Source organism: Streptomyces turgidiscabies Car8, from assembly GCF_000331005.1.
In the GTDB taxonomy this organism is placed as follows: Bacteria; Actinomycetota; Actinomycetes; order Streptomycetales; family Streptomycetaceae; genus Streptomyces; species Streptomyces turgidiscabies.
Genome location: NZ_AEJB01000039.1, coordinates 1 through 14,689, shown reverse-complemented (window position 1 = coordinate 14,689; position 14,689 = coordinate 1). Strand labels below are relative to the sequence as shown.

The window sequence follows — 14,689 nt, the reverse complement described above, 5'->3', positions numbered from 1 at the left end:
CCCCTCTCTTGGTTCACCCTTTCACTACTCAATTAGTGAAAGGGTGGTTGTACGAGTGGTCGAGTACCGCATCGACAGACGCACCGGCGTCGCCACCTATCTGCAGATCGTCCAGCAGACCAAACAGGCCCTGCGTCTGGGCCTGTTGGAACCCGGCGACAAGCTGCCCACGGCCCGTGAGGTCGTGGAGGCGACCGCCATCAATCCGAACACCGTCCTGAAGGCCTACCGCGAGCTGGAGCGCGAGGGTCTGGTGGAGGCACGGCGGGGCCTCGGCACATTCGTCCGCAAGTCGCTGGGGGCAACCCCGGCGGACTCACCCCTGGGCGCCGAACTGGCCGAGTGGGCCGGCCGGGCACGCGACGCCGGGCTCGAACGGGACGACGTGGCCGCGCTGTTCACATCCGTACTCGACACGCATTTCAAGGGGGACCAGGGATGAGCGACACCGCCATGGAGGCGGCCGGACTGGGCAAGCGGTTCGGCCTGCGGAAGAGCTGGGCGCTGCGCGAGTGCGCGTTCCGGCTGCCGGCCGGGCGCGTCTGCGCGGTCGTCGGACCCAACGGCGCCGGCAAGTCCACGCTGCTGGCCCATGCGGCCGGTCTCCTCAGGCCCACCGAGGGCACGCTCACCGTCCTGGGCACCAGCCCGGCGGCGGCGCGCGAGCGCATGGCGTACGTCGCCCAGGACAAGCCCCTGCACCCCCAGCTCACCGTGGAGGACACCCTCCGCCTGGGCCGGGAACTCAACCCCCGGCGCTGGGACCGGGCGGTCGCCGAGCGCGTCGTCGCGGACGGCGCCCTCGACCCCGACGCCAAGATCCGCACCCTCTCCGGCGGCCAGCGCACCCGGGTCGCGCTCGCCCTCGCCCTCGGCAAGCGCCCCGAACTGCTGCTCCTGGACGAGCCGATGGCCGACCTCGACCCGCTCGCCCGGCACGAGCTGATGGGCACTCTGATGGCCGACGCCGCCGACAACGGCACCACGGTTGTCATGTCCTCGCACGTAGTCGCCGAGCTGGAGGGCTCCTGCGACCACGTCCTCCTCCTCGGCGCCGGCCAGGTCCGCCTCGCCGGCCCGCTGGACGACCTGCTCGCCGCCCACACCCTGGTCACCGGCCCCGCCGCCGACCTCCACGGCCACACGGTCGTCGAGTCCCGTACGACGGGCCGCCAGACCACCGCCCTCATCCGCCCCGGGGGCCGCCTCGCCGGCACCTGGCGAAGCGCCACCCCCACCCTGGAGGAACTGGTCCTCGCCCACCTCCGCTCCCCCGAGGCACCCTCCCTGCACCTCGACGCGGACGAGCCGACCGAGGCCGCCGCATGACCGCCGAAGCGCTTGCGAACCCCGCGCAATCCGCGCGACGGCGCACCCTCCGTCCGAGCGGCCTCACCTGGACCCTGCTGCGCGTGCACCGCTCCGCACTCTGGTTCTGGCTGCTGTACGTCGCCGTGGTCGCCGGCTTGCTCCTGTGGACGTACGGGCCGGGCGCGAACGCGGCCATGGACGAGCTGGTGCGCTCGGGCTGCCGGGACGGCGGCTCCCCCGACCTCGGCTGCGACATGCTGGGCCCCGCCGGATCCCGCTGGGACACGGGCGTCGCCCTCGCCGGCGCCATGATCACCGTCGCCCCGGTCCTGATCGCCGCCTGGGCGGGCGGCTCGCTCATCGGCCGCGAACTGGAGAACGGCACGGCCCGGCTGGCCTGGACCCAGTCCGTGTCCCCGGCCCGCTGGCTCGCCGCCAAGGTCACCTTGCCCGCCGTACTGATCATCGCGGGGATGCTCCCGCTGACCCTGCTGTACCGCGTGGTGTGGACGGCCAACCCCGAACTGCGTCAGGACAGTTGGCACTGGTTCGACTTCACTGTCTTCAACGCCAACGGCGTCCTCGCCACCGTCCACCCGCTGTTCGGCCTGGCCTTCGGCGTCCTGGTGGGCATGGTCACGCGCCGCTCGATGCCCGGGCTCGGCGTCTCCTTCGCCGGCACCGGAATCGTCGTACAGGGGCTCCTGTCCGTGCGCCCATACCTGTGGCCGGCCGAGACCCAGAGGTCCACGGATGAGTTGCCCGACGCCCGGATGCCGGTCGGCGAGGGCTCCTACACGTCCACGGGCGCGCGTCTGCCCGACGTGCTGTGCGGCGGTGAGGCCTCGTGCGTGGCCCGCCACGACGTCGTCGGCGAATACCGCGACTACCACCCGGCCTCCCACTTCTGGCCCCTCCAGCTCGTGGAGACCGGCATCGTCCTCGCCCTCGCGGCGGCGGCCGTCCTCATCGCCTTCGTCCTGCTCAAGCGCCGTACGGGAGCCCCCGCATGACCACCACCACCGCCCTCGCGGCCCCCGCGGGGCCACGGCGCACCCGCCCGCGCGTCCACGGCCTGCCCGGGGCCGTGCTGATGCTGCACCGCTCGGCCCTCTGGTTCTGGCTGCTCCTTGTCGCCCTGGGCGGCGGGACACTGCTGTGGCTGTACGCGTCCGGGCTGGAGTCGGCGTTCGCCGAGTTCACCAGAGCCGGCTGCCACGACGGGACCGTGCGGCGGGCCTGCGACGACTCCGGGCCCGAGCGCACCCTCCTCGCCACCGCAGAGTCCGTCAGCAGCGGCCTGATCAATCTCGTCCCCCTGCTCACCGCCGCCTGGGCGGGCGCCGCCCTGATCAGCCGCGAGCTGGAGAACGGCACCGCCCGGCTGGCCTGGACCCAGTCCGTGTCCCCGGCCCGCTGGCTCGCCGCCAAGCTAACCGTGCCCGCCGTACTGATCACCACGGGCACCCTCCTGCTCACCCTGCTGCACCGCCTGGTGTGGGACAGGCACGCCGAGGTGTGGGGGTCGCTGGGCACCTGGGAGTGGTACTGGAGCCAGGCCTACGTCGCCAACGGCCCCCTCGCCACCGCCTACGCCCTGCTCGGCCTGGCCGTCGGCGCCCTGGTGGGCCTGCTCGTCCGGCGTTCGCTGCCCGCCCTCGGGATCGCCGCCGTGGCCCTGCTGACCCTCACCAGCGTCCTCGGCGACCTGCGCCCGCACCTGTGGCCGGCCGAGACGGTGACCCGGAAGACCGGCTACCCGCAGGCGTCCGGCATCGTCGTCCGCGACGGAGTCGTCACGTCCAGCGGGTCGCGCGTACCGGACCCGTACTGCACCGACGAACTGTGCCGTGCCGACCGTGACGTCGTCGGCTACTTCCGCGATTACCACTCCGCCGCCCACTTCTGGCCCCTCCAGCTGGTCGAGACGGGCATCGTCCTCGCCCTCGTCGCCGCCGCGACCGCCGCCGCCTTCTGGCTCCTGCGCCGCCGCACCCCCTGAGGACCCCGGACCCGGGACCCGGCCCGCGTATGCCCCTTCCGCAGGGGAGAAGGGGCATACGCGGGCCCTGTGAACCCCCGCGAGCCGCCCCCCGATATCCCGCACGTCATGTCCCCGTAACCATTGATTCAGCCAGGCTTGCGAGGCTCACCCAATGACGCCCGCCGTGCCTGAGCCTTCACCGCCCCCAGGGGGCGCCAACGGGACCGGAGCGGACCTGTCCGCCCCCGCCGCGCTCCCGCCCGCGCGTTCCGACGCGCCGGTCCAGGGCCGGGCGCGGAACAATGGGGTCATGAGCCAGCCAAACGCCCAGTCGCAGGTACAGCACGCGCAGCCGTCCGTCGGTTCTCTGACGTCCCACCGCCCGCACACGGTGTCGGCCGTGGTCTCCGACCTGGAACCCGACATCGACGCCGACCTCGACGAGTACGTGGAGGCCCCCTACGACGGCGAGCTGCTGCCGCAGGGCCGCTTCCTCGACCGGGAGCGCAGCTGGCTCGCGTTCAACGAGCGAGTACTCGAACTGGCCGAGGATCCCAACACGCCCCTCCTCGAACGGGCTAATTTCCTCGCGATCTTCGCCAGCAACCTGGACGAGTTCTTCATGGTCCGGGTCGCCGGCCTGAAGCGCCGGATAGCCACCGGCGTGGCCACCCGTTCCGCGTCCGGCCTCCAGCCCCGCGAGGTCCTGGAGATGATCTGGGCCCGCTCCCGCGAGCTGATGGCCCGGCACGCCGCCTGCTACCAGGAGGACGTCGCCCCGGCGCTCGCCGAGGAGGGCGTGCACCTGGTCCGCTGGAGCGAGCTGACGGAGAAGGAGCAGGCCCGCCTGTTCACCCTCTTCCGCCACCAGATCTTCCCGGTCCTCACCCCGCTGGCCGTCGACCCGGCGCACCCCTTCCCGTACATCTCGGGTCTCTCCCTGAACCTCGCGGTGATCGTGCGGAACCCGGTGAGCGGACACCGCCACTTCGCGCGCGTGAAGGTGCCGCCGCTGCTGTCGCGCTTCCTGGAGGCCTCCCCGAGCCGGTACGTGCCCATCGAGGACGTCATCGCCGCGCACCTCGAAGAGCTGTTCCCCGGCATGGAGGTCCTGGAGCACCACGCCTTCCGCCTCACCCGCAACGAGGACCTGGAGGTCGAGGAGGACGACGCCGAGAACCTCCTCCAGGCCCTGGAGAAGGAACTCATGCGGCGCCGCTTCGGGCCGCCGGTGCGTCTGGAGGTCGAGGAATCCATCGACCGGTACGTACTCGACCTGCTGGTACGGGAGTTGAAGATCACCGAGGCCGAGGTGTACCCGCTCCCGGGTCCGCTCGACCTCACCGGCCTCTTCGGCATCTCCTCCCTCGACCGCCCCGAGCTGAAGTTCCCGAAGTTCATCGCCGGCACCCACCGCGACCTGGCCGAGGTCGAGTCGTCGTCCGCGCCGGACATCTTCGCCGCCCTGCGCGAACGGGACGTCCTCCTCCACCACCCGTACGACAGCTTCTCCACCTCCGTCCAGGCCTTCCTGGAGCAGGCGGCCGGTGACGACGACGTCCTCGCCATCAAGCAGACCCTGTACCGGACCTCCGGTGACTCCCCGATCGTGGACGCCCTCATCGAGGCCGCCGAGGCCGGCAAGCAGGTCCTCGTCCTCGTCGAGATCAAGGCCCGCTTCGACGAGCAGGCCAACATCAAGTGGGCGCGCAAGCTGGAGGAGTCCGGCTGCCACGTCGTGTACGGCCTCGTCGGCCTGAAGACCCACTGCAAGCTGTCCCTGGTGGTCCGCCAGGAGGGCGACACGCTGCGCCGCTACTCCCACGTCGGCACCGGCAACTACCACCCCAAGACGGCCCGCCTGTACGAGGACCTGGGCCTCCTGACGGCTGACCAGCAGGTCGGCGCGGACCTCTCGGACCTGTTCAACCGGCTGTCCGGCTACTCCCGCCGCGAGACCTACCGGCGCCTCCTGGTGGCCCCCAAGTCCCTGCGGGACGGCCTGATCTCGCGGATAAACAAGGAGGTCCAGCACCACCGTGCCGGACGTCCCGCGTACGTCCGTATCAAGGTCAACTCGATGGTGGACGAGGCGATCATCGACGCGATGTACCGCGCCTCCCAGGCGGGCGTCCCGTGCGACGTCTGGGTTCGCGGCATCTGCGCCGTACGCCCCGGGGTCCCGGGCCTCTCCGAGAACATCCGGGTCCGTTCCGTCCTCGGCCGCTTCCTCGAACACTCCCGGGTCTTCTCGTTCGGCAACGGCGGCGAGCCCGAGGTGTGGTTCGGCAGCGCCGACATGATGCACCGCAACCTCGACCGCCGCATCGAGGCACTCGTCAGGGTCACGGACCCGGCCCACCGGGCCGCGCTCAGCCGGATGCTGGAAACCGGCATGTCCGACACCACGCAGTCCTGGCACCTGGGCCCGGACGGCGAGTGGACCCGGCACGCGACGGACGCCGAGGGCCAACCACTGCGGAACGTCCAGGAGATGCTCATAGACGCCCGGAGGCGCAGGCGTGGCACAGCGACAACTTGACCCGACCGACCCCACGACGGCCGGACCCGCCGGACTCGCGGAGCCCTCCGGCCCCGTGAGCTGCGACGCCCTGACGGACTACCTACGGGCGCAGGCGACGGAGTTCCTCCGCGCCCTGCGCCTGCACAGGGAGTCGGGCACGGGCTCCTCCGCGTCCCTGGGCGAGGAGCCCGTGGACGCGGCCCGTTCCCTGCGCCACGCGGCCCGCCGCATCACCGGCACCCTCCACACCTTCCGCCCCCTCCTGGACCCCACCTGGGCGGAGGCGATGCACCCCGAACTGGCCTGGCTCTCCGGCACCCTGGCCCGCGAGCACGCCTACGCGGCCCGCCTGGAACGCCTGCTGCTGGCCCTGCAGCGCCTGTCGGGGGCGACGCCGATCCCGGCGCAGACGAGCGCCGCTGTGGGCGGTCGAACCGCCCCGGCCGCGCCCACCCCGGACCGCGCCAACCTCACCCTGGGCGCCGCGAAAGCGGGTGCCCTGCTGGAACGCCAGCTCACCCTCGCCCGCACGCGAGCCCACTCGGCGGCCCTGCAGGCCCTGGGTTCCTCCCGCTTCCACGCGGTGGCGGACAACGTCGCGGTCCTCGCCAGCGAAGTCCCCCTCACCCCCGCCGCCGCCTCCGCTCCCACCGACCTGCGCCCCCTCGCAGCCGCGGCCCACGAACGCCTGTGCGACGCCGTCACCGCCCTCCCCCTCCTCACCGCCGGCCACCCCTACAACGCCGAGGCCCTCGTTCACGGCCTGTCCTTCGACCCGGCCCCCCACCCCCAGGACGCCCCCTGGCACCACGTACGCCTCCTCCTGCGCCTGCGCCGCTACGCGCACGAGGTCCTGGAGGGTGACCAAGCCCGGGTCGACGTACGGATGCTGACGGCCGGCACGGCACTCAACCGGCACCGGGACGCGTCCGAGGCCGCCGCGGCGGCTGCGGCGGCGGCCCGCATCCCCCGTATCGCCCCGGCGACGGCGTACGCGCTCGGCGTCCTCCACGCCGACCAGCGGCACGAGGTGGAAGCGGCACGGTTCGCGTTCCAGCAGTCCTGGGAGAAGAAGGCGGTGAGCACGAGGTGACGTACGAGACGGCCCCCGCAGGAGAAGGCCCGGACGAACGACTGCCGGACGAACGCCCCGTACTCGCCGCGGGCTGCGTCCTGTGGCGCCGTTCCCCCGTGGACGACGGCCTGGAGATCTGCCTCGTCCACCGGCCGAAGTACGACGACTGGTCGCACCCGAAGGGCCGGCTGAAGCGCGACGAGGAGACACTCGCCGCGGCGCTGCGCGAGGTCGAGGAGGAGACCGGCTACGAGGCCGCCCCCGGCGCTCCTCTCACCGCCTCGCACTACGAGGTCAACGGCCGCCCCAAGCAGGTGAGTTACTGGGCGGCGGAGGCGGTGTCCGGCGCCTTCGCCCCGAACGACGAGGTCGACCTCATCCTGTGGCTGCCCCCGGCGGCGGCCCGCGAACGTCTCACCCAGCTCCGCGACAAGGACCTCATCGACGAGCTGCTGGCCCTGCGACAGAGGTAGACGGGGCCGGTACCGCTCACCGGGGACTGTCGCCGTCCTCGTGCCCCGTGCCGTCCGTCCGGGCCAGACTGCGGGCCCGGCGGGCCGGCCCGCGCCACCCGCAGACGCATCTGGCGAAGCAGAAGGGCCCGTTCTCGATCATGGAAACGGAGTGCTCATCGGGGAACTGCGAATGTTCGCTTCGGTCCAGCTGCGCCACACCCCCAAAGGTACCCACCCCCGCGCAAAGCACTGCCATCGGCGTGACAACCTCCCCCACCCCTCGTTAAGCGGAAGGACGCGGCCGTGGACCGACGGCCCGGCTTGGGGGTGGGCGGCGATGGAACGGCGGCGGCACTGGCGCGGCGGCGGGACGGCCGCCACGACGACGGCCCTTCTGACGGCGGGCCTCCTGACGACAGGTCTCCTGATCTGCGCCACCGGCTGCACGGGCGGCGGCGAGACCATCACCGACGACGTGCCCCCGGCCACCGACGCGGTCCGCGTCCTGCACGATGCCGCCGCGAGGCTGGTCGACGCGGGCACGTCCAGGACCACCACGTCCATGGAGATGGCCACCGGCGGCACCCGCGTCACCATCCGGGGCGAGGGCGTCTACGACTACGGCAAGCGGCTCGGCCGCCTGAGGGTGCTGCTCCCCCAGGACCCGGCGGGCGTCAGCCCGCACCGCCCGATCACCGAACTCCTCGCCCCTGGCGCCCTGTTCATGAAGAACCGGGGTGCGGGCGTGCCCGCCGACAAGTGGGTACGGGTGGACACGGCGACCCTGTCCGACGGCAACCTGGTGACCGGCGGGGCCACGGACCCGTTCGCCGCCGCCGAGGTGCTGCGCGGGACGCGCGAGGCGACGTACGTCGGCCGGACCGAGGTCGCCGGCACCGACGTACGGCACTACCGGGGCACGGCCGACCTCGCCGACGCCGCGAGGAGCGCCTCACCCGGTAACAGGGGCCCGCTGGAAGCGGCGGCGAAAGGGTTCGCCACGGCCAGGGTCCCCTTCGATGCCTACCTCGACGACGAGGGCCGCATCCGCAAGCTCCTGCACCGGTTCAGCTTCGTCAACGGTCAGCAGGAGGACACGGTCGCGGTCGCCTCGACGACGCTGCTGTACGACTTCGGCGCCCCCGTGCACGTACGGCTGCCGCGGCCGGCGGACATCTACGCGGGCCGTATCGCCGAGCAGTGAGGTCCGGGGCGCGAAGGCCGGGAGGAGCAACCCCGTACGCCCCGGCTGCGTCCGGCGTCACGCAAGGACTAGCCCGTCCGTGCCATGCGCGGTGTGTAGACCACTCCCTACTCTGGGAGGCGGTGACAGCGAGCCGGTGAGTGGGCCGGTGACGGCAGAGAAGAGGTGATGCGCGTGGCTCCGGTCGGCGGTACGGCAGTTCAGGACCACGTGGCCCTCGCCGAGATCGAGCTGTGCGGAGACCTGATCATCGCGGCCTCGGCGGCCGACGAGGAGCGCCTCAGCCTGGCGAGCATCGACGAGGTGCTGCGGGTGACGGAGGAACGCGAGGGACGCAAGCTCACGACGGGTGGCTGAAAAACGCCGTTCGTCGCACGGCCCGGCCTCAAGCACGCACCTCAAGCAAGCACCTCAGGTACGCAGCAGACGACCGATCGCCTTGGTCGCCTCCTCCACCTTCGCGTCGATCTCGGTACCGCCCTTGACGGCCGCGTCCGCGACGCAGTGACGCAGATGCTCCTCCAGGAGCTGGAGCGCGAAGGACTGAAGTGCCTTGGTGGAGGCGGAGACCTGGGTGAGTATGTCGATGCAGTAGACGTCCTCGTCGACCATCCGCTGGAGCCCGCGAATCTGCCCCTCGATCCGGCGCAGCCGCTTCAGATGCTCGTCCTTCTGCTTGTGATAGCCGTGGACACCCCGGTCGTGGTCGGTCACCACGTCCGTCACCACATCCGTCACCTCGCCCGGCATCACGTCGGGCGTCTCCGCGCCGGCCTCGGTGGTCGTCATCGCGTCCTCCCGTTGGACAATCATCGGGCGCAAAGCGCACTTATACCCCTGCCGGGTATATGGTAACCAACTTTCCTGGGTATAGGGCCGGGTATAGACCACTGTGCAGCCCACTCCGACCGATGGGCGACACTGGGGGGCGACCCGTTAGCCGTGGCCGGATGTTGCGCCTAGCATCAGCCTGACCAAATCCGAAGGACTCCGAGGACCTCACGTGCGATTTCGTCTGACCCCCAGGGAGACGAGCTTCTACGACATGTTCGCCGCGTCAGCGGACAACATCGTCACGGGCTCGCGACTCCTCATGGAACTGCTCGGGGCGGACGCCTCCGGCCGGGCCGAGATCGCAGAGCGTATGCGGGCCGCGGAACACGCGGGCGACGACGCCACACACGCGATCTTCCACCAGCTGAACTCCTCGTTCATCACGCCGTTCGACCGCGAGGACATCTACAACCTCGCCTCACTGCTCGACGACGTCATGGACTTCATGGAGGAGGCAGTCGACCTGGTCGTCCTCTACAACGTGGAGGAGCTGCCCAAGGGCGTCGAGCAGCAGATCGAGGTTCTGGCGCGAGCGGCGGAGCTGACGGCGGAGGCGATGCCGAACCTCCGCACGATGGAGAACCTGACGGAGTACTGGATCGAGGTCAACCGGCTGGAGAACCAGGCGGACCAGATCCACCGGAAGCTTCTCGCCCACCTGTTCAACGGCAAGTACGACGCGATCGAGGTGCTGAAGCTCAAGCAGATCGTGGACGTGCTGGAGGAGGCGGCGGACGCCTTCGAGCACGTGGCGAACACGGTGGAGACCATCGCCGTCAAGGAGTCCTGACCCCTTCATGGAGACCTTCGCACTGATCGTGACCATTGGCGTCGCGCTCGGATTCACATACACGAACGGCTTCCACGACTCGGCGAACGCGATCGCCACGTCCGTGTCCACCCGTGCGCTCACGCCCCGTGCGGCGCTGGCGATGGCCGCGGTGATGAACCTGGCGGGCGCGTTCCTCGGCAGCGGCGTCGCGAAGACGGTCAGTGAGGGCCTGATCGAGACGCCCAAGGGCTCCCACGGCATGGCGATCCTGTTCGCCGCGCTGGTCGGCGCGATCACCTGGAACCTGATCACCTGGTACTTCGGCCTCCCCTCGTCCTCCTCGCACGCCCTGTTCGGCGGCATGGTGGGGGCGGCCCTGGCGGGCGGGACGAAGGTCTTCTGGGACGGCGTCCTGGAGAAGGTCGTCATCCCGATGTTCGTCTCCCCGGTGGTGGGCCTCCTGGCCGGCTACCTGGTGATGACGGCGATCATGTGGATCTTCCGGCGCGCCAACCCGCACAAGGCGAAGCGCGGCTTCCGTATCGCCCAGACGGTGTCGGCGGCGGGCATGGCCCTGGGCCACGGCCTCCAGGACGCCCAGAAGACGATGGGCATCGTGGTGATGGCCCTGGTCATCGCCGACGTCGAGGACTACGGCGACCCGATCCCGGTCTGGGTCAAGATCGCCTGCGCGGTGATGCTGTCCCTGGGCACGTACGCGGGCGGCTGGCGCATCATGCGCACCCTGGGTCGCAAGATCATCGAGCTGGACCCGCCCCAGGGCTTCGCGGCGGAGACCACGGGCGCGTCGATCATGTTCGCCACGGCGTACCTCTTCAAGGCCCCGGTCTCCACGACCCACGTGATCACCTCGGCGATCATGGGCGTGGGCGCGACGAAGCGCGTGAAGGCGGTGCGCTGGGGCATCGCCAAGAACATCGTCATGGGCTGGTTCATCACCATGCCGGCGGCGGCGTTGGTGGCGGGGGTCAGCTTCTGGCTCGTGGATCTGGCTGTGCTGTAGGGGGCGTTGGCCGTCCGGGTCGAGGTTCGGCGGAGGCTCGGCCCCGGCCGGGTTCCTGTTCGGCAGGGCTCACCAGTTGGATTTCGGGCCAACGCGTTTCCCGCCCGACCACCGGCCAGGTCGGCCCCCTTCCTGCCACGACGACAGCGCCTCCCCGACTCACCCGATGGCGCTTTCCGCATCCGTTCAGTGAACCTCCGCGCTGCCGGGAACCCCACCCGGCTTCCGTGCGCGGCACGGACGTCGAGTAGGCCGCTGACGCACGTCTACTTGTCGGCCCGCCGCTCGTACACCGTCAGGCGGCGGCCACGGACCTGCTCATCGGCCACAGCCGTGAAGTACTTCGTCAGCACGGAGATCTTCGTCTTGTCGCGCTTGGCCGTCACCGGCCTGGCCACCCGCGCCGCGTCCGTCACCAGCAGGATCCGCTGCTGGGCGAGTATCACGGCCCGTATGTGAGCCGAACTCGCCTCCACACCTTTAAGTGTCCCCGACTTCACCGGGTCCTCCTGGAGAGCGATGTCCCGCAGACCGGTAAAGGCGCCCGGGGAGACGGACTTGGTGTCCCGCCGTGCCGCTGGGATGAAGAGCACCGCATTCCCGGTCTCCTTCATCCGCCGCACGTCCGACGCTATCGCCACGACGTCGTCCACCCGGCTTGCCGGAGACCTCTTTGCCAGTGACTGCGGCAGCAGTGCGAGCGTCGCCACGGCGATCAGCGCAGGGAGAATCCCCTTCGACGCTCTCGGGAACCGGGGTGCGGCAGCCTGTACCGCCGAGCCGACGACCGTACCGATCAGCAGTGCCAGCCCCAGCAGGCTGAAGAGAACGTACCGGTCCAGGAACAGCGGCTGGATCAGCGAAAGGCCGACGAGGCTGATCTGCGGCACCGCCAGCAATGGCAGCCCGACAGCTGCCACCGACAGTCGGCCCACCCGGGGCCGGTCCAGCAGGGCGCCGACGCCACCGATCAGCAGCAGAACCGCCGGACCGATCAGCATGTGCCAGGTCAAGGGCGGGATCCAGGACAGCTGTGCGGACTGGCCTCGACTGAAAAGGATCAGTGGCAGCGCGCAGGCCGTGGCGATCCCGGCAGCGATCGTCCACCGTGCCCACACTCCGCGCCCTGCCCGGGTCCAGAGCAGGGTCGCCAAGTGCGCCGGCAGAATCATGAGGGAGAGCCAGTTCAGCAGCGCGCACATCAGGACGGTGCCGCCGTAGGCAGCCCAGTACACCGCCCGGACACGTCCCTGGAGCACGCTCACAAGGAGCAGGGTGGATATCCCCGCCCCGGCTGCGACCAGGGCGTACGGCCGACCCTCCTGAAGATAGAACTGCACGGCCGGAAGCAGCCCGAACGCCGTCCCACCTGCCAGGCCCACCCACGTGTCGGCCAGCCGTTGACCGATGGCCGCCACGCAGGCCGCCGCCACGGCCATGGCCAGCACCGAGGGCAGCCGCAGGGTGGTGGTGCTGGGCCCGAAAATTTCGAAAAGGCCGTGCATCAACAGGTAGTAGCAGCCGTGCACGACGTCGATGTTCCCCAGCATGCGCCAGATCTCAGCCGTGGAGCGTTCGGCCACCTGCCAGGTCGCCGCCTCGTCACGCCACACGCTCCCCTGGCGGGACAGCCCCCACAGACCAAGGGCAAGAGTCCACAGCATCGGGACGAGCCAGACGACGACGTGACCGCGTCGTGCGTCCACCGGAAATTCGGTGGACTCTGTTCCAGCCCTCTGATAACGGGGCAGCGAACGAAACTTTCGATCAATTGACATTCAAGAGAGCTTCCGGCGCGGCTGTAGAACAGGACGAATGTGAGAGATAAGTGAAGGCCACTTCACCGACCACGAAACGTATGCACCGCAGCCCCCCTGCGCGACTTCAACGAAAGCCGCCGCGATCAAGGATGCCATCCCGGTCTCGACTTGTCCTGCCCTTATTCGCGCTCATACCCAAATGACCGCGCACGTCCGAATTACCCCCGACCTTCCTGGCCGAATTACACCACCCTCGTGGCCGATTCCTGTCCGACCTCTCTCGCGAATATCGCCGACCGCTCGCCTACTTCCACGCGACGTCCCCCAAAGCTGCGTGCACCACACAGTTACTTACGTCACATGATCTCGTGGTTGCGCGACAACTACTCTCCGCGTCAAGATCTGATCTGTCCAAGTCAAGATCATGGCCAAAAGGGGGAAACATCATGAACAAGAAAAACGGGGTTAAGGCAGCCGTAGCCACGGTCGCCCTCATCTTCGCCGCGGCCACGCCGGCGATTGCCACTACCGTCGATGTCGGCGGTGGCAGGTGGAGCTATGACTCCGGCTCCAGCACCGCGTGGTCGAACTACAAGCACCCGTCCAACAGGCACGCCTCGTCGGTGAAGTTCGGCTCCACGCTCTTCGCCAGTGGCTGCACGTCCGCGGGAAGCTGGTCCCTGGCTTCGGGGACGAAGAACGGCGGCACGATTCAGTACTACTACGACCCGAGCTGCTAATTCTCCAGGTCGGACATCGAGTTCAGGCACGCGCGAGTGGCGCCGCTCTCGCGTGCCTGGCTCAGCTCAGCTCGTCCGGGCCGTGGACGGCAGCGAGGAGACCCTCGTCGCCGACGCCGTGCTGATCGCCACCGGCGGACACCCGCGTGAGCTGCCCGACGCGCAGCCCGACGGCGAGCGCATCCTCAACTGGACCCAGGTCTACGACCTCACCGAGCTGCCCGAGGAGCTCATCGTGGTCGGCTCCGGTGTCACCGGTGCCGAGTTCGCGGGCGCCTACCAGGCCCTCGGGTCCAAGGTGACCCTCGTGTCGTCGCGCGACCGCGTGCTGCCCGGCGAGGACCCCGACGCCGCCGCCGTCCTCGAAGAGGTCTTCCGGCGCCGCGGCATGAACGTCATGGCCCGCTCCCGCGCCGAGTCCGCCAAGCGCGTCGGCGACCGGGTCGAGGTCACCCTCTCCGACGGGCGGGTCATCAGCGGCTCGCACTGCCTCATGGCCGTCGGCGCGATTCCCAACAGCGCCGGAATGGGGCTGGAGGAGGCCGGGGTCAAGCTGCGTGACTCCGGGCACATCTGGACCGACAAGGTGTCGAGGACGACCGCCCCCGGTGTGTACGCCGCCGGTGACGTGACCGGCGTCTTCGCCCTCGCGTCCGTCGCCGCCATGCAGGGCCGTATCGCCATGTACCACTTCCTCGGCGACGCGGTGGCCCCGCTGAACCTGAAGACCGTCTCGTCGAACGTGTTCACCGACCCCGAGATCGCCACCGTCGGCTACACCCAGGCCGATGTCGACGGCGGCAAGATCGACGCCGTCGTCGTCAAACTGCCGTTGCTGCGCAATCCGCGCGCGAAGATGCAGGGCATCCGCGACGGCTTCGTCAAGCTCATGTGCCGGCCGGGCACGGGGATTGTGGTGGGCGGGTGCGTCGTGTCGCCGCGTGCCTCCGACTCATCCACCCATCTCGATCGCTGTCGACACATCTGACGGTCGAGCAGATCGCGA

At 70.0% G+C, this 14,689-nt stretch carries 14 protein-coding genes and 1 pseudogene; 13 read left to right on the top strand and 2 right to left on the bottom strand.

Going from position 1 to position 14,689, the window contains the following annotated elements; genetic code table 11:
- Positions 1-55 precede the first annotated feature (55 nt).
- From STRTUCAR8_RS02875 to STRTUCAR8_RS02830, 9 genes are all read left to right on the top strand, one after another.
- Positions 56-442, top strand: coding sequence for a GntR family transcriptional regulator (locus tag STRTUCAR8_RS02875; RefSeq protein WP_006373886.1), 387 nt, complete (start codon positions 56-58; stop codon positions 440-442).
- On the top strand, positions 439-1,329 hold the full coding sequence (locus STRTUCAR8_RS02870; protein ID WP_006373894.1) for an ABC transporter ATP-binding protein: 891 nt from the start codon (positions 439-441) through the stop codon (positions 1,327-1,329). Before STRTUCAR8_RS02875 ends, STRTUCAR8_RS02870 begins: the two co-directional genes overlap by 4 nt.
- The gene (locus STRTUCAR8_RS02865) at positions 1,326-2,324 is read left to right on the top strand and encodes an ABC-2 transporter permease (protein WP_006373892.1); all 999 of its coding nucleotides are present in this window, start codon (positions 1,326-1,328) and stop codon (positions 2,322-2,324) included. The genes STRTUCAR8_RS02870 and STRTUCAR8_RS02865 overlap by 4 nt, the downstream gene beginning before the upstream one ends.
- On the top strand, positions 2,321-3,313 hold the full coding sequence (locus STRTUCAR8_RS02860; protein WP_006373888.1) for an ABC transporter permease subunit: 993 nt from the start codon (positions 2,321-2,323) through the stop codon (positions 3,311-3,313). Before STRTUCAR8_RS02865 ends, STRTUCAR8_RS02860 begins: the two co-directional genes overlap by 4 nt.
- 154 nt (positions 3,314-3,467) lie before the next feature.
- The gene (locus STRTUCAR8_RS02855) at positions 3,468-5,837 is read left to right on the top strand and encodes an RNA degradosome polyphosphate kinase (protein ID WP_086025711.1); all 2,370 of its coding nucleotides are present in this window, start codon (positions 3,468-3,470) and stop codon (positions 5,835-5,837) included.
- Positions 5,818-6,912 (top strand): CHAD domain-containing protein, encoded by a 1,095-nt coding sequence (locus tag STRTUCAR8_RS02850; protein WP_006373887.1) that lies wholly within the window; start codon positions 5,818-5,820, stop codon positions 6,910-6,912. Before STRTUCAR8_RS02855 ends, STRTUCAR8_RS02850 begins: the two co-directional genes overlap by 20 nt.
- Positions 6,909-7,367 carry an NUDIX hydrolase gene (locus tag STRTUCAR8_RS02845; protein ID WP_006373885.1) on the top strand — a complete coding sequence of 153 codons (459 nt, stop codon included), beginning with the start codon at positions 6,909-6,911 and terminating at the stop codon, positions 7,365-7,367. Before STRTUCAR8_RS02850 ends, STRTUCAR8_RS02845 begins: the two co-directional genes overlap by 4 nt.
- Before the next feature lie 319 nt (positions 7,368-7,686).
- Positions 7,687-8,553 carry an SCO4651 family lipoprotein gene (locus STRTUCAR8_RS02835; RefSeq protein ID WP_006373896.1) on the top strand — a complete coding sequence of 289 codons (867 nt, stop codon included), beginning with the start codon at positions 7,687-7,689 and terminating at the stop codon, positions 8,551-8,553.
- 168 nt (positions 8,554-8,721) lie between these two features.
- Positions 8,722-8,910 (top strand): hypothetical protein, encoded by a 189-nt coding sequence (locus STRTUCAR8_RS02830; RefSeq protein WP_044471530.1) that lies wholly within the window; start codon positions 8,722-8,724, stop codon positions 8,908-8,910.
- A 54-nt stretch (positions 8,911-8,964) separates the two neighbouring features.
- On the opposite strand, the gene STRTUCAR8_RS02825 is transcribed toward STRTUCAR8_RS02830, so the two are convergent.
- A complete protein-coding gene (locus STRTUCAR8_RS02825) occupies positions 8,965-9,342 on the bottom strand; it encodes a metal-sensitive transcriptional regulator (RefSeq protein ID WP_006373893.1) in 378 nt (125 codons plus the stop codon).
- A gap of 214 nt (positions 9,343-9,556) precedes the next feature.
- On the opposite strand from STRTUCAR8_RS02825, the gene STRTUCAR8_RS02820 reads away from it, so the two are divergent.
- A complete protein-coding gene (locus tag STRTUCAR8_RS02820; RefSeq protein ID WP_006373895.1) occupies positions 9,557-10,177 on the top strand; it encodes a DUF47 domain-containing protein in 621 nt (206 codons plus the stop codon).
- Positions 10,178-10,184: 7 nt separating this feature from the next.
- A complete protein-coding gene (locus STRTUCAR8_RS02815; RefSeq protein WP_006373883.1) occupies positions 10,185-11,183 on the top strand; it encodes an inorganic phosphate transporter in 999 nt (332 codons plus the stop codon).
- Between the two features lie 266 nt (positions 11,184-11,449).
- Here STRTUCAR8_RS02815 and STRTUCAR8_RS02810 read toward each other — a convergent pair whose 3' ends face one another.
- Positions 11,450-12,847 carry a glycosyltransferase family 39 protein gene (locus tag STRTUCAR8_RS02810; RefSeq protein ID WP_044471531.1) on the bottom strand — a complete coding sequence of 466 codons (1,398 nt, stop codon included), beginning with the start codon at positions 12,845-12,847 and terminating at the stop codon, positions 11,450-11,452.
- Between the two features lie 542 nt (positions 12,848-13,389).
- On the opposite strand from STRTUCAR8_RS02810, the gene STRTUCAR8_RS02805 reads away from it, so the two are divergent.
- Both STRTUCAR8_RS02805 and STRTUCAR8_RS02800 read left to right on the top strand, forming a co-directional pair.
- A complete protein-coding gene (locus STRTUCAR8_RS02805; protein WP_006373891.1) occupies positions 13,390-13,683 on the top strand; it encodes a lactococcin 972 family bacteriocin in 294 nt (97 codons plus the stop codon).
- A gap of 70 nt (positions 13,684-13,753) precedes the next feature.
- Positions 13,754-14,689: pseudogene (locus tag STRTUCAR8_RS02800) on the top strand (NAD(P)H-quinone dehydrogenase); the annotation flags it as partial.

Bases quoted from the DNA above. Each gene is read 5' to 3' on its own strand.
- STRTUCAR8_RS02825 (WP_006373893.1), bottom strand. From the start codon at position 9,342: ATGACGACCACCGAGGCCGGCGCGGAGACGCCCGACGTGATGCCGGGC.
- STRTUCAR8_RS02855 (WP_086025711.1), top strand. From the start codon at position 3,468: ATGACGCCCGCCGTGCCTGAGCCTTCACCGCCCCCAGGGGGCGCCAAC.
- STRTUCAR8_RS02870 (WP_006373894.1), top strand. From the start codon at position 439: ATGAGCGACACCGCCATGGAGGCGGCCGGACTGGGCAAGCGGTTCGGC.
- STRTUCAR8_RS02805 (WP_006373891.1), top strand. From the start codon at position 13,390: ATGAACAAGAAAAACGGGGTTAAGGCAGCCGTAGCCACGGTCGCCCTC.
- STRTUCAR8_RS02830 (WP_044471530.1), top strand. From the start codon at position 8,722: ATGCGCGTGGCTCCGGTCGGCGGTACGGCAGTTCAGGACCACGTGGCC.
- STRTUCAR8_RS02860 (WP_006373888.1), top strand. From the start codon at position 2,321: ATGACCACCACCACCGCCCTCGCGGCCCCCGCGGGGCCACGGCGCACC.
- STRTUCAR8_RS02835 (WP_006373896.1), top strand. From the start codon at position 7,687: ATGGAACGGCGGCGGCACTGGCGCGGCGGCGGGACGGCCGCCACGACG.
- STRTUCAR8_RS02810 (WP_044471531.1), bottom strand. From the start codon at position 12,847: ATGCTGTGGACTCTTGCCCTTGGTCTGTGGGGGCTGTCCCGCCAGGGG.
- STRTUCAR8_RS02865 (WP_006373892.1), top strand. From the start codon at position 1,326: ATGACCGCCGAAGCGCTTGCGAACCCCGCGCAATCCGCGCGACGGCGC.
- STRTUCAR8_RS02815 (WP_006373883.1), top strand. From the start codon at position 10,185: ATGGAGACCTTCGCACTGATCGTGACCATTGGCGTCGCGCTCGGATTC.